General features: G+C 69.6%; 14 protein-coding genes. All 14 read right to left on the reverse strand.

All coding sequences use genetic code 11. The annotated features are described in order from the left end of the window. Positions 1 to 8 precede the first annotated feature (8 nt). The 14 genes from SM757_RS19890 to SM757_RS19955 all read right to left on the reverse strand — a co-directional run bounded on the left by SM757_RS19890 (position 9) and on the right by SM757_RS19955 (position 12,467). The gene (locus tag SM757_RS19890) at positions 9 to 983 is read right to left on the reverse strand and encodes a type II secretion system F family protein (RefSeq protein ID WP_066333613.1); all 975 of its coding nucleotides are present in this window, start codon (positions 981 to 983) and stop codon (positions 9 to 11) included. 5 nt (positions 984 to 988) lie between these two features. Further along, positions 989 to 2,365 carry a CpaF family protein gene (locus tag SM757_RS19895; protein WP_322466817.1) on the reverse strand — a complete coding sequence of 459 codons (1,377 nt, stop codon included), beginning with the start codon at positions 2,363 to 2,365 and terminating at the stop codon, positions 989 to 991. 29 nt (positions 2,366 to 2,394) lie between these two features. Next, the gene (locus SM757_RS19900) at positions 2,395 to 3,549 is read right to left on the reverse strand and encodes an AAA family ATPase (RefSeq protein WP_322466818.1); all 1,155 of its coding nucleotides are present in this window, start codon (positions 3,547 to 3,549) and stop codon (positions 2,395 to 2,397) included. 23 nt (positions 3,550 to 3,572) lie between these two features. Further along, on the reverse strand, positions 3,573 to 3,971 hold the full coding sequence (locus SM757_RS19905; RefSeq protein ID WP_322466819.1) for a pilus assembly protein: 399 nt from the start codon (positions 3,969 to 3,971) through the stop codon (positions 3,573 to 3,575). A gap of 32 nt (positions 3,972 to 4,003) precedes the next feature. Continuing rightward, complete coding sequence (locus SM757_RS19910; RefSeq protein ID WP_322466820.1) at positions 4,004 to 4,585, reverse strand: TadE/TadG family type IV pilus assembly protein; 582 nt, start codon at positions 4,583 to 4,585, stop codon at positions 4,004 to 4,006. Between the two features lie 12 nt (positions 4,586 to 4,597). Beyond that, entirely contained in the window at positions 4,598 to 5,152 is a 555-nt protein-coding gene (locus SM757_RS19915; protein WP_322466821.1) for a pilus assembly protein TadG-related protein, read from the reverse strand. 16 nt (positions 5,153 to 5,168) lie between these two features. Next, the gene (locus SM757_RS19920; RefSeq protein WP_322466822.1) at positions 5,169 to 5,459 is read right to left on the reverse strand and encodes a hypothetical protein; all 291 of its coding nucleotides are present in this window, start codon (positions 5,457 to 5,459) and stop codon (positions 5,169 to 5,171) included. 11 nt (positions 5,460 to 5,470) lie between these two features. Next, positions 5,471 to 7,237, reverse strand: coding sequence for a type II and III secretion system protein family protein (locus SM757_RS19925; protein ID WP_322466823.1), 1,767 nt, complete (start codon positions 7,235 to 7,237; stop codon positions 5,471 to 5,473). 20 nt (positions 7,238 to 7,257) lie between these two features. Then, entirely contained in the window at positions 7,258 to 8,118 is an 861-nt protein-coding gene (gene cpaB / locus SM757_RS19930) for a Flp pilus assembly protein CpaB (protein ID WP_322466824.1), read from the reverse strand. Between the two features lie 22 nt (positions 8,119 to 8,140). Further along, positions 8,141 to 8,692, reverse strand: a complete 552-nt coding sequence (locus tag SM757_RS19935; protein WP_066333636.1) for an A24 family peptidase — start codon at positions 8,690 to 8,692, stop codon at positions 8,141 to 8,143. Between the two features lie 175 nt (positions 8,693 to 8,867). After that, on the reverse strand, positions 8,868 to 9,047 hold the full coding sequence (locus SM757_RS19940) for a Flp family type IVb pilin (protein ID WP_322466825.1): 180 nt from the start codon (positions 9,045 to 9,047) through the stop codon (positions 8,868 to 8,870). Between the two features lie 475 nt (positions 9,048 to 9,522). Then, the gene (locus SM757_RS19945; RefSeq protein WP_066333646.1) at positions 9,523 to 9,948 is read right to left on the reverse strand and encodes a response regulator; all 426 of its coding nucleotides are present in this window, start codon (positions 9,946 to 9,948) and stop codon (positions 9,523 to 9,525) included. 93 nt (positions 9,949 to 10,041) lie between these two features. Further along, positions 10,042 to 10,791: a response regulator transcription factor gene (locus SM757_RS19950; protein WP_322466826.1), complete on the reverse strand. Its 750-nt coding sequence runs from the start codon at positions 10,789 to 10,791 to the stop codon at positions 10,042 to 10,044. Next, positions 10,788 to 12,467, reverse strand: a complete 1,680-nt coding sequence (locus SM757_RS19955; RefSeq protein ID WP_322466827.1) for a sensor histidine kinase — start codon at positions 12,465 to 12,467, stop codon at positions 10,788 to 10,790. Before SM757_RS19955 ends, SM757_RS19950 begins: the two co-directional genes overlap by 4 nt. Positions 12,468 to 12,743: the final 276 nt, after the last annotated feature.

Consider the following 12,743-nt stretch of genomic DNA (forward strand, 5'->3'; position numbering starts at 1 on the left):
AGATCTCCTCAGACACGGATGCGGATGATTTGCCGCATCCACACTGCGCCCAGCGCCATCATGACCAGGGCGCTGCCCACGAGCTTGCGCCCCGTCGGATCGGTCCACAGCGTGGCCATGAACTCCGGGTTGGCGAGTTGCATGAAGCCGGACACGGCAAAGGGCATGACGCCCAGGATCCAGGCCGACAGCCGCCCCTCGGCCGAATAGGTGCGCACCTGCCCAAAGAGCTTGAAGCGCGAGCGCACCAGTGCCGCCAGGCTGTCCAGCAACTCCGTGAGGTTGCCCCCCGCCTCGCGCTGGATCATGACGGCCACGGTGAGGTAGCGCACGTCGTCCAGGGGCACGCGTTGCGCCATCCGCGACAGCGCCTCCGGCATGGACATGCCGAAATTCACCTCGTCGCAAAGCTGCCGGAACTCGCTGCCCAGCGGGTCGGCCACTTCGTCGCCCACCATCTTGAGCGCCGAGGACAAGGTGTGGCCGGCACGCAAAGCGCGGCCCATGAGGTCCAGCGCCAGGGGAAGTTGCTGCTGCAACCGCTCGATGCGCTTGGCGCGGCGCTGTGACACCCACAGCCAGGGCAGGGCGGCGAGCGTGGGAGCGCAGGCCAGCGCGACCATGCCGCCCGCGCCGCGCAGCAAAGGCACGAGAGCACCGGCCAGGAACAGCGCCACGCTGGCCAGCAGCAACTGTCCCAGCGTGCGCCGGGTGCCCGCGCTGCGTACCCAGTCGTGCAGCCGCTGCAGGGGCTGGAATTCCCCGAGCGCGCCGCCATGCAGCCAGCCCTGCTGCTGCGCCGCATCGCGGCGGTCCAGGCTCAGGGGGGCCTGCGGCGGCGCGCCTTCTAGCCTGCGCAGTCGAGCCGCCAGGCGCTTGGCTTCGGCGCTGTGGCGCGTGGCCCAGAGTTGGTAGAGGCCTTCGAGCGCCAGGACGACGGCCACGAACAGCAGCACGCCGAAGAGGATGAAGCCCTGGTCCATGGCGCTTACTCCCAGCGTGTGTAGGGGTCGAACATCGTCTCCGGCAGCACCAGCCCGCGGGCCTTGAGCCGCTCGGCAAAGCGCGGGCGCACGCCGCTGGCCTGGAAGTGGCCCTTGACGCTGCCATCGGCTTCCACGCCCGTCTGCTTGTAGGTGAAGATTTCCTGCATGGACACCATGTCGCCCTCCATGCCGGTGATCTCGGCAATGCTGGTGACCTTGCGCCGCCCGTCGCTCAGGCGGTTGGCCTGCACCACCACGCCTATGGCCGAGGCGATCTGCGCGCGCGCCACGCGCGGCGGCGCATTGAAGCCCGCGATGGAGAGCATGGCTTCCAGCCGCGAGAGCGCGTCGCGCGGCGTGTTGGCGTGGATGGTGGTCATGCTGCCCTCGTGGCCGGTGTTCATGGCCTGCAGCATGTCCATGGCCTCGGGACCGCGGGTCTCGCCCAGGATGATGCGGTCCGGGCGCATGCGCAACGCGTTGCGCAGCAGATCGCGCTGTGAGACCTCGCCGCGGCCCTCGATGTTGGGCGGGCGCGTTTCCAGCCGCACCACGTGGGGCTGGCGCAACTGCAGCTCGGCCGCGTCCTCTATGGTGACGATGCGCTCGCCCGCGTCAATGAAGCCCGACAGGATGTTGAGCAGCGTGGTCTTGCCGCTGCCCGTGCCGCCGGAGATCAGCAGGTTGACCTCGGCGTTGGCCAGGGCCTGCAGCATCTGCGCCATGGGCGGCGTGAGCGTCTTGTACTCGACCAGGTCGTCCATGGTCAGCGGCACCACGGCGAAGCGCCGTATGGACATCTGCGCCCCGTCCAGCGCCAGCGGCGGGATGATGACGTTGACCCGCGAACCATCGGGCAGCCGCGCGTCGGCCATGGGGCAGGACTCGTCCACACGGCGGCCCACGCGCGAGACGATCTTGTCGATGATGCGCATGAGGTGCTCGTCGTCGGCGAACACCACGTCGGTGAGGCTGAGCTTGCCGCGGCGCTCCACCCAGACCTGGCGCGGCCCATTGACCAGGACGTCGGAGATGGTCGGGTCCGCCAGCAGCGGCTCCAGCGGCCCAAGTCCCAGCATCTCGTGCTGCACGTCGCGCACCAGGCGGCGCCGCTCGGCGGCGTTGAGCACGAGATTTTCCTCTCCCAGCACGCGCTCCACCAGCACGCTGAGCTCCTGGCGCAACCGCTCGGGGGCCATGGTTTCCAGGGCCTGCAGGTCCATGCGCCCAAGCAGCAGCCGGTGCACGTCGGACTTCATGCGCTGGTAGGCCTGCTGGTCGTGCGCCGGCGCTTCCATGGGTGCCGCCGGTGCGGCGGCAGCCGGCGCCTGGGGCTGCTCCACGGACAGCAGTGAAGCGAACTGTTGTCGCAGGTTCATGGGCCTTCCTTGCGGCGTTATGTCGTTCTTCAGCGGCTGCCCAGCAGTTGCGCCAGCCAGCCTTCCTTGCGCGGTGCTTCCTGGGGCAGCAGCGTGCGGGCCATGTCGTCGAGCGCGCGGGCCACCGGGCTGTTGCGCGCGATGGGCTGGCCCTGGTTCACCGCGGTGGAGACCGCGTCGAAGTGGTTGGGCACGGTGCTTACCGGCGTGCCGTCCAGGGCCTGCACCAGAGACTGCAGCGGCAGCTCGCCATGCCGGTCGTAGCGGTTGACGATCCAGTGCACCTTGTGTGGGGGCACCTCCAGCGAGTTCAGCAGCGCACGCAGCCGGCGGGCGTCGCGCAGTTGCGGCAGCTTGAGCTGCAGCACGGCGTAGATGTGCGCTGAGAGGTCCAGGGCCTGCAGCGTGAGCGGGTCTATGCGGCCGCCCAGGTCCAGCACCACGAAGTCGAACATCTGGCGCGCCTGCTGGACGATGGCCTTGACCTGCGCGGCCTTGACCTCCAGCGCCTGGCCGATGTCCTCCGGCGCGGGCAGGACGAACAGCGTTTCGTCCACCTGCACCATGGCCGCGCGCAGCAGGTCGGCATCCAGCCGCTGCACGTTGCGCGCGACCTCGGCCACGTCGCTGCTGGCGCGCTGGTCGCTCAGCAGCAGCAGCGAGTTGCCGCTTTGCAGGTCCAGGTCTATGAGGGCCACGCGGCGCGCGCCGTTGCCGGCCAGTCGGTACGCCAGGTTGGCCGCCAGCACGCTGGTGCCGTTGCCGCCCTTGCAGCCGAGAAAGGACAGCACCTGCGCCGGCGTCGTCGAGGAAGCCGCAGGCGGCGCGCGGCGGTGCAGGGCGCGCTGCACCGCCGCGCGCAGTGCCGCGGCGTCGGCCGCGGCGGGCAGCACTTCGCGTACGCCGGCCTGCATGGCCTGCAGCAGGAAGTCCGGCGATATCTCGGCCGACAACACCAGCGTGTCCACCTGCGGGTGCTCGTGCGTGAAGCGGCTCACGGCGCCCAGCGCCGAGGCGTCCACGCCGTCCAGCACCAGCAACGAAGCCATGCTGGCGTTGACGGCTTGGGGCAGGGCGTGCAGCGCTGCCGTGCTGCCTTGAACCTCCAGCAAGTCCATGCCGTTGAGCATCTGCACAGCCTGGGCCGTGCGCTTGGGGTCCGGGGAGATGACCTGGATCTTCATGGGTGTGGCCGGTGTGAGAGGGTTCAGCAACTGCTGTCCATGACCTCGCGCGGCAGCGAGGTCGTGAAGGAAGGCAAGGACACGGTCAGCGCTGGCAGCATCGGCAGCGCCACCGTCTGCTGGTAACCCGACAGCGACACTTGCACCACGCGGCACGCGGTGGCGCCGCTGGCGGTGCAGCTCGTGGCGCCGGGACGCTCGTAGGCGATCACGATGTTGTCGTCCTGCAGCCAGGGCATGACTTCGCGCATGCGCGTCTTGATGGCCGCGGAATTGAGGCCGCAGACGGCCGCCTTGCGCGCGCCCAACAGCGTGGCCTCGCTGGCAGCATTCCATGCCCAGGCCAGCTTGCAGAACTCGGGCAGCGCCAGCACCAGCACCATGAAGGGCACCATGGCCGCGGCCAGTTCCAGCGCGGCCATGCCACGGGTGCCAGTGCGATTTGACGAAGGTTTCAGATGAGCGCGGCGCATGATGTGCTCGTTGACGCAAAGGTGGGCGTTGCGGTCGCAAAAGGCCAGCCGCGCATCGTGAGCCTGATGGGCTCCAGCGCCAGTTGGCCGCCTTGCAGTACCGAGGCGGGCAACACGCTGCCCAACAGGGGTGTGTAGCGGTAGCCGCTGATGGTGACCCTCACCCAGCTGATGCCGCAGTTGGTGCCGCAGCCGCTGCTGCTGTTGCCGTAGACGGTGCTGACCAGCCTGCCGCTGGTGTCGATCTGCACCATGGAACTGGTCAGCCCGGTCAGCAGCGGCGTGCTGCCGCCGGCAAGGGTGCCGAACAGCGCCAGCTGGCAGGCTTCCTGCCGGGCCTGCGTCCACGCAGCGCTGGAGGCGTTGCTGCTGTCGGTCAGGGCCAGGTGCCGCGTGGCGCTGCGCACGGCCTTGGTGATCGTGTTGTAGGTGTAGAGCACACGGCCGAACTCCACCGACAGGCCCGCCAGAAGTGCCAGTATCGGCACCACGGCCACGAGCTCCAGCAGGGCACTGCCGCGCCAATGTCGCTGGCTGGAGCGGGGGCTTGCAACACGATGCATGGCCATGGCCTTCTAGAACACCAGGCTGGGAGCCTGGTTGCAGTTGCCTGTGGACGCGCCGCAGTTGGTGGAGCCGGCAGCCGGGATGGCGGCCGTGGCTTCTGCGCTGATCTGGAAATGGTCGAGCCCACCCACGACTTGCAGGAACCAGCTTTCGATGTTTGCTCGCCTGATCTTGCAGCGCACGAGCGAGGCGCCGGGAACGGCCGACGCCGCGGTGTTCCAAACGCCACCCGAAAGAGACGTTCCGAACTCAACGGTCACGCTGCTCGTGGGGATGGCCGTGGCCTGCAGATTGGACTTGTTGATGGCGGCAATCCACCTGCCGCCGTTGGTGGCGCCGGTGAAGGCCGCAGCGGTGACGGGGGTGGTCTGCAGGTGCCAGGCTGCCGACAGCGCACAGGCATCGGCAGCGCCCTGCAGCTCGGTCTTGTTGATGTAGATGCGGCTCAGGTCCAGCGCCAGCCCCATGAAACCCATGATCGGCACCATCAGCAACGCGAACAGCAGCGCAATGCCGCCGCGCTGCGCCTGGCGGCGCACTGCAAGGGATGGATGCCGTCGCACCAGCGCTCTCCCGCGTTCATTGGCCCCCGGGGGTGCCGGGCACCAGGGTGATGACCAGCGCGGGCGGTGCCGGTTCGCGCAGCGAGTAGCCGTAGGAGATGCCCAGCGCGCGCATCACGCCCACGCTGGCCTTGCCGTCCAGGCCGGCCAGCGCGGCGGCGCGCTGGCCGGCGGCCGGGTCTATGGTTTGTTGGGCGCGTGCCTGGCGCACGCTGTCGCCAAAGCGCTCGTCCCAGCCGGGTGTGGTCTGTGCGCAGCCGGCCAGGATGGCCAGCAGGGGCGGCAGCAGCATCGCGGGGCTTTTCATGGCGGGTGTCCTCACTTGAGCTGGAAGCCGGCGGCAGGCGTGGCGGCGGCGGGCTCGGACGGGGCCGCCGTGCCTGGCGCTTCCTCCTCGCGGCGGCTGCCTTCCAGGCGGCCGTGCAGGTGCACGTCGGTGCGGCTGGGGGGGAGGTAGCGGTCGGTGGGCAGCGCGTAGTCCGGCGGCAGCGGCTTGACCAGGCGCGGCGTGATCACGAACACCAGCTCCGACTTGTCGGTCTGGTAGTCGGTGCTGCGAAACAGCGCACCGATCACCGGCAACTCGCCCAGCACCGGGAAGGCGCGCACGTTGGTGGTCATGTTGTTCTTGATCAGGCCGCCGATGGCGAAGCTCTGGCCGTCGGCCAACTGCACCGTCGTCTTGGCCCGGCGCGAGGTGAACGAGGGCAGCACGGCCAGGCCCGACGCGCCCGGCACGGTCAGGCCCACGCCCTCGCGGTTGAGCTCCGAGACTTCCGAGGCCACTTCCAGGTTGATGCGCCCGCCGTCCAGCACCGTGGGCAGAAAGCCCACCGAGACGCCGAACTCCTTTTCCTCCAGCGTCACGGTGCGGCCGCCGCTTCCGTTGTCCACGGCCACGGGAATGAAGATCTTGCCCCCGGCCAGGAAGCTGCCCTTCTGGCCGCTGATGGCCATCACCGTGGGCTCGGCCAGGATCTTGACCACGCCGTCGGTCTTCTGGGCATTGACGCTCAGGTTGGTCACGCCGCGCGCGGGCACGGTGCCGTAGGTGGTGGTGTAGACCGGGACGACCTGGCCGTTGATGGTGGTCAGCGTCTGCGTGACGTTGCCTGCGCTGCCGATGCTCGACGGGATGGAGCCGCCCACCACCGAGCCTACCGAGCTCAGCGGCGTGCCGGTGCCACCGGCACCGGCGATCTGGCCCAGCGTGGCGGCGCCCCCGCCCAGCAGGCCTGAGAGAAAGCGGATCGTGGAGCCGTCGGCGCTGGCGTAGGCGCGCGAGAAGTCGATGCCGAACTGGTCCAGTATCGACTTGGACACTTCGGCCACCTTCACTTCCAGCATCACCTGCTGCGGCGCGCCCGTGCCCATCAGGTTGATGATGCGAGGGTTGACGCCGTAGAGGCTGGGCGGCGGCGCCGTGCCGTGGCCCGGGCCGCGCACGTAGGCGTTGGCCAGCTCGTAGATGCGCGCGGCCGCGGCGGCGGTGCTGGCGGTGCCCGAGAGCACAAGGGATTCGAAGGCCGCGGTCACGCGCACGTCCTTCTCTTCGGGCATGAGTTGAGCCAGCAACGACTGCAGTCCCGTGACGTCCAGGCTCACCACCACGTCCACCGCCGTGCAGCGGCCCGACTGTTCCTGCAGCACCACGTTGGTCGAGCCCAGCGTCTTGCCCAGCAGGAACACCTCGGTGGGACCCAGCAGCAGCACGTCCACATCGGCCACGCCCGGGCGCTGGCGCTCCTGGGCCGGGGTCATGCCCGCCGCAGGCTTGGCCTCATGGCTGGTGTCGGCGGCGGTCTCGCGCGGGGCGCCGCCGCGCGAGCCTTCGGCATTGCCCAGCAGGATGCGGCTGATGGGGCCGGCCGGGCGCAGCACGGTGGACTTGCCCACGCTGATCTGCACCGGCGGTGCGATCTCCAGCCGGCTGCAGCGCGCCGGTGCGGCCGTGCTCGCTGCCGTTGCCGCGCCGGACGCCGCGGCGGCCTGCCCTGACAGCAGCGTCAGCACCATGCCGGCCAAGGCTGCCTGGTGCAGTACGGCGTGCCGGCGGCTGCGGCAGGTGTGCGTGAGGGTACTCATGGGGGTGTACTGCGCCGTCATCAAAAGCATTCGCGGGTTTTAGTGACGCCCCGGATCACGTCCACGCAGTCCTGCTTGGGAGCGGGCGTGGGCTGCGCGGCGGGGGCTGCCGCCATGCGCCGCGCCGGCGCCGCAGCGGCAATGGGCGCTGCCGTGGACACGGGCTGCACCTGCACGCCCAGCAAGCTGCCCTTGGTGGCGCCGACGGTGCTGCTGGGTTGCGGATCGACTTGGTTGCGCAACACCAGCGACAGGGTGCCGACGCTGCGGGCCAGGTCCAGCGCCTCGGCCTGCGCGGGCAAGAGCTCCAGCGTCACGGCGTTGACGACCTTGGGCTTGGTTTCGTCACGGTTGGCTTCCTGGGCCACGGCCAGCACCAGGATGCGCTCCAGCACGATCTTGCTGATGGAGCGGTCCTGTTCGTCCTCGTGCCGCGCGCCCGGGCTGCGGGTGTTGACCATGATGTCCACGTAAGTGCCCGGCAGCGCGAAGCCGGCCACGCCGATGACGTCGTTGACGCGCACGGTCATGGCGCGCTTGCCTTCGCCCACCACGGCGGAGAGCCCGCCCTTGGTGCCGACGGGCGCCAGCCGGGCTTCAAGAACGGGCTCGCCGTGCGCCAGGGCCGTGCGGGTCACGCGGCCTTCCAAGGCCTTGACGTCCGTGAACGCCCCCGGGGGCACGCTGGTGCGGGGCCAGTCCACCAGTTCCACGGCCTCGGCCGAAAGCTTGGCGCCGGTGTCCATGTCGGCACGGACCACGGCGATGCGATGGCTGACCGCGGCCCGTCCGTTCATCCACCGCGCCGCGACCAGTACCGAGGCCAGGCCGACCAGCAGCGCCAGCAAGAGCACGAGAATTCCGCGGGTGCGCTTGGTCATGGTGAAAAACTCCTGGCCTGGTTCAGGCTGACAGCAGCAGGCGGGCCATCTCTACGCCGCTGCCCGCGGCGATGGCCAAGCCGTAGGGCAGCCGGCCGGTAGCGGCCGTGCCCTGCGGCGTTGCGCCGCTTGCACAACGCAAGGACGCGAGAGTGAAAAGGGTGCGGAGGTTGCGGCCCACCGTGCGCAGCGAACCGGTGGCCAGCATCACGCCCAGCGACAGCAGCGCGCCGGCAAGCACCGTCCACAAAGCAACTTGCAGCACGGCCGTGGCGCCCAGCCACACGCCCACCATGGCCAGCAGCTTGACGTCGCCGGCGCCGAGCATGCGCAGGGCGTAGAAAGGCAGGAACAACGCCAAGCCGGCCACGCCGCCCAGCAGCGCCGCCGCCACACCCTGGCTGCCATCCTGCAGCAGCCCCTGGCCTGCGGCAGCAAAGGCCTGGAACGCCAGGCCCAGCGCCATGCCGTACAGCACCAGCGCATTGGGAATGCGGCGCTGGTGCAGGTCGCAAGCCACTGCCGCCAGCAGCAGTGCGGCGAGAAAGGACAGCGACAGCAGTTGCAGGCTCATGGTGCGGGTCCGTGGACGTGGCGTTGTGCGGCAGGGAGCAGCGGCCAAGCGTGAGGCCTCAAGGTTCCAAGCGGCTCATGGACATATGGTTGCGGCATCAAGCATGCCGGCAGGCAGAGTCCGCCGGCATGCGAGCTTCATGCGCCCTTGCGGCGTGGCCGTCGCCTGTTTCTGCTTAAAAGAGGCCGCTCACGGTTTGGGCCAGCGCTTCGATGCTGCTGTTGATATTGCCGCCCAAAGTCCCGAGGCCGGCGGCCACCACCACGCCAACCAGCGCCAGCACGAGGCCGTATTCGACGGTGGAGATGCCGTCTTCGTCACGAACGAAACGCTTGATGGAGTTGATGAAGTTCATGGTCTTTCCTCTCTGGTAAACAAGACAGATGCCGTTGCCGGCGCGGGTCAGGCCTGTCTTTGTGGGTCCACGGCGCTTTGTGAAGTGCCGGGATGACGGGCCTCATGGACAACGCCCCGGCCGTTGAGCACCCCATGGCAGCGGGGAGCTTTGCGGTGTGTGTGTTGCGTTGCCATGGGTATCAATGTAGGCAGCCACCCCAGGGGGCACCATCGGACCCTTGAACTAGTCGCAGTGGGTGTCCTATCCCTAGGCGGCCGGTACAAAACAGCCCCCCGCAGCTCAGGGGACGCTCAAGGCCTGTGCCGTCTTGACGCGCAGTGAGCGTGGACTTTTGGCTGTTGGCGAGCTGGGCGAGCTGGGCGAGCTGGGCGAGCCGCCAAGGCCGCGTGGACCGGCGAGGCTGGGGAAGACGTGGAGCGAGGGCGTGGCCTGGGCGCGTGGGACGGCCGGCCAGGGCGCCGGTGTGGGGCGCTCAGCCCCTACGGGCGAGGCTGACAAGTTGCTCAAGCAACTCTGTGGCGGGCGCGGTCTTGAGCATGAAGCCGTGGGCACCCAGGCGGCGCGCACGCTGCGCCACCTGCTCGTCGGCCATGGAGGTGAGGACGAGCACGCGGCAGCAGGGCGCGATGCCTTGCAGCAGCGGGATGAGCGCCAGGCCGTCCTCGTGGCCCAGGTTCACGTCCAGCAGCACCACGTCGGGCTGCAACTGGCGGGCCAGGGCCAGCGCCTGCTCGCCGTTGGCCGCGGAGCCGACGCTGCGCAGCCGTGGCCGCTCGGCGTCTATGAGCAGCGTCAGCCCCAGGCGCAGCCCGGGTTGGTCGTCCACCACCAGCACCGATACGAAGCGTGCCGGCACGGATTTGCTGGCATTTGCGGGGGCGGATGCAATGGTTTCCATGCGTTGCAGGCTAGGCCGCGCCCGCGAGCTTGCACAGAGCGGAAGTGCCCGTAATGGCGTGGGATGTTTGTCCTTGAGCCGCCGCAAGCAGGCTCAGGCCGGGTCGAAATCCTTGAGCGACTGCCGCGAGGTGCTGGTGCTCAGCGTGGCCAGCCCGTGCTCCAGCGCGAAGGCGTAGAGGTCCAGCCGCCCGTGCAGGTTGAGCTTGCTGTAGATGACCGTGAGGTGGTTGCGCAGCGTGTGCTCGCTCATGCCCAGCGTTTCGGCCACCACCAGCCCCTTGGCGCCGCGGTGCTGCACCACGGCCTGCACCACCTGGCGCTCCTTGGGCGTGAGCGATGCGATGCGCTGCGCGTGTTCGCTGGGCACGGCCGGGGCATGCGCGGCGCCTCCGCTGGCGGCCAGGCCGGAGACGTTGCCCAGCACCTGCGCCATCAGCGCGCGCTCCACCCACACCTCGCCGGCATGCACGCGCTCTATGGCGCGCAGCAGCATGTCGGTGGGATGGGACTTGAGCACCACCCCGCGCGCGCCCTGCATCACCGCCTGCAGGTGCTGCGCGGCGTTGAGGTTGCCGGTGAGCACGATCACCTTGACCCCCGCGGCGCTGACCTGGCGTATGCAGTCCAGCGCGTCGCCGTCAGCCAGGCCCAGGTCCAGCAGCAGCACGTCGGTCTCGGCCAATGCCGGGTGCGCCAGCAGCTCGCGCCGGTTGGAGGCGGTGCCGCACACGCGCATGAGCGGCTGGTTGCTGTCTATGAGTTGGCGCAGCCCCCACAGGACGACGGTGTGGTCATCGGCCAATAGCACGCGAATGGGCCCGGTGTTGTTGTTGGCGTTCATGGGGTGTTTCCTGTCAGTGGGAGCGTGATGGCCACCTCGGTGCAGCCCGGCGGGTGGGTCACGGTGACCTGGCCGCCGAACTCGCGCGCGCGCTCGCTGAGCGAGCGCGGCGTGAAGGGCGCGGGCAGGGCGGTTGCGGGGCGGTCGTTGCGCAGCCGCATGCACAGCTCGTCGGCTTGCACGTCGAACCGCACGGCGACCGTGGTGGCGCGGGTGTGGCGCCGCACGTTGGTCAGCGCCTCGTTGAACAGGTGCAGCAGCGCCTTGGCCAGGCTGCCGTGCAGCGGCGGCGCATGCTCAGGTAGCGTTACCTCGACCTTGAGCCCGTACAGCGCCTCGAAGCGCTGCGCCTGGCGCTGCAGCGCCGCCAGCGTGCCGTTGGGTGCGTAGGGGTCATGGCCGCGGCGCAGGCCGCGCACGGTGTCGCGCAGCGTCTGCAGCTCCTCGTTGGTCATCTGCACGAGTTGCGCGATCTGCGGGCTGATGGGGTTGTCGGCGCCGGCCACGCGTGCCAGGGCCTCCAGCCCGTACTTCAGGCCCAGGTAGGGCTGCACGGCGCTGTCGTGCAGGTCGCGGCCTATGCGCTCGCGCTCGCGCGCCGCGGTTTCGTGCTGCAGTTGCTCCAGCAGGTCGGTGCGCTCCAGCAGCGGCAGCAGCTCGCGCATGAGGGCGTGCAGCCCGCGCAGGTCGGACGCGGTGAAGGGCGGCTCGTGGCGCACCAGGCAGAGCTGGCCCTGGGTGCGGCCGTAACTGCGCAGCGGCAACCACAGCGCTTGGGCGCCGGCGCCCAACAGCACGCGGTTGGTTTCGCCCTGCGGGGCCGGCGCCGGCACGCCGCTGGCCGGGTGCAGCGCGCGCGTCCACACCGCGGGCTCGGTGCCGCTGATGAAGCCCAGGTCGGCCGGCAAGGACTCGCGCTGCGCACGCCAGCGCTGCAGCGCTGCGCCTTCAAGCACCGTCAGCCGCGCCGGCGGTTCCCAGCAGAACACGCGCGGCTCGGGGCCGGGCATATCCAGCATCGCGCGCGCGAGCGTGAAGTGCTCGCCCAACAGGCCCAGCAGCACGCGCATCTGCTGCTCCAGGCCGTGGCGCGGATCGGCCTGCTGCGAGAACGCCTCCAGCAGCCGCTGGCGCTGGCGCAGCGCCCCGCCGGGGCGGTCCAGCAGTGCCACGGCCGGCGCCAGTGCCAGCAGCACGCAGGGCACGGCCAGGGTGAGCGGCTCGCCGTGGCCGGCGCCGGTGAACAGCCACAGCCCCGCGGCGCAGGACAGCGCCATGAGCACCGCCGACTCCAGCCCCCACAGCAGCGCCATGGCCACCACCGGCAGCACGGTCAGCGCCGTCAGCGCCATGAGCTGCTGCGTGAGCACCAGGCTGGCCAGCAGCAGCACCATCGCATCCAGCCACAGCCACACGCGCCAGCCCGCCAGTGGCAAGCCCCGCAGCGACAGCGCCAGCAGCAGCGCCGCGCCGACCGAATAGCCCAGCAGCAATAGCGCCGAAAGCCGGTTGGGCGCCGCGGGCAGCAGCGTCAGGCCCGCGCTCAGGGCCAGCAGCGCGCGCGTGCCCGCCACATAGCGCAGCAGCGCCTGCCGCGGATGCTGCAGGCGCTGCATGCGGTACGGCGGCGGCTCTACGGCCGTGGACGGGGCCAGTTGCCCCTGCGCGCTGGACATGGAACTCCTCACTCCTGTCGGCCTTCGGCGGCGTTCCTATTAACCACGGACGCTCACCTTTTCAACAGGCCACGGGACACTCCCTAGGATTCATATTGAGACATAGGTCACGTTTGATTGTCTATTGCAACGCAGCAAAACCTCACGTAGCCGTTTGGCACTTGTTGTTTTGCCGCCTGTGTCTTGATTTCGGCAGCGATTCGTGGCCCTTGATGAGCGTTACTCCCATGGCCGCGCAGGCGAAAAAAAGGCCGGGGTGAACCCGGCCTTTTGGCT

Origin of the sequence: Azohydromonas lata (assembly GCF_034427735.1) — a bacterium.
GTDB classification, from domain to species: Bacteria; Pseudomonadota; Gammaproteobacteria; order Burkholderiales; family Burkholderiaceae_C; genus Azohydromonas; species Azohydromonas lata.

Coding starts and splice junctions, on each gene's coding strand:
- SM757_RS19890 (WP_066333613.1), bottom strand. CDS start 983: ATGGACCAGGGCTTCATCCTCTTCGGCGTGCTGCTGTTCGTGGCCGTC.
- SM757_RS19895 (WP_322466817.1), bottom strand. CDS start 2,365: ATGAACCTGCGACAACAGTTCGCTTCACTGCTGTCCGTGGAGCAGCCC.
- SM757_RS19900 (WP_322466818.1), bottom strand. CDS start 3,549: ATGAAGATCCAGGTCATCTCCCCGGACCCCAAGCGCACGGCCCAGGCT.
- SM757_RS19905 (WP_322466819.1), bottom strand. CDS start 3,971: ATGGCCGCGCTGGAACTGGCCGCGGCCATGGTGCCCTTCATGGTGCTG.
- SM757_RS19910 (WP_322466820.1), bottom strand. CDS start 4,585: ATGCATCGTGTTGCAAGCCCCCGCTCCAGCCAGCGACATTGGCGCGGC.
- SM757_RS19920 (WP_322466822.1), bottom strand. CDS start 5,459: ATGAAAAGCCCCGCGATGCTGCTGCCGCCCCTGCTGGCCATCCTGGCC.
- SM757_RS19925 (WP_322466823.1), bottom strand. CDS start 7,237: ATGAGTACCCTCACGCACACCTGCCGCAGCCGCCGGCACGCCGTACTG.
- cpaB (WP_322466824.1), bottom strand. CDS start 8,118: ATGACCAAGCGCACCCGCGGAATTCTCGTGCTCTTGCTGGCGCTGCTG.
- SM757_RS19935 (WP_066333636.1), bottom strand. CDS start 8,692: ATGAGCCTGCAACTGCTGTCGCTGTCCTTTCTCGCCGCACTGCTGCTG.
- SM757_RS19940 (WP_322466825.1), bottom strand. CDS start 9,047: ATGAACTTCATCAACTCCATCAAGCGTTTCGTTCGTGACGAAGACGGC.
- SM757_RS19945 (WP_066333646.1), bottom strand. CDS start 9,948: ATGGAAACCATTGCATCCGCCCCCGCAAATGCCAGCAAATCCGTGCCG.
- SM757_RS19950 (WP_322466826.1), bottom strand. CDS start 10,791: ATGAACGCCAACAACAACACCGGGCCCATTCGCGTGCTATTGGCCGAT.
- SM757_RS19955 (WP_322466827.1), bottom strand. CDS start 12,467: ATGTCCAGCGCGCAGGGGCAACTGGCCCCGTCCACGGCCGTAGAGCCG.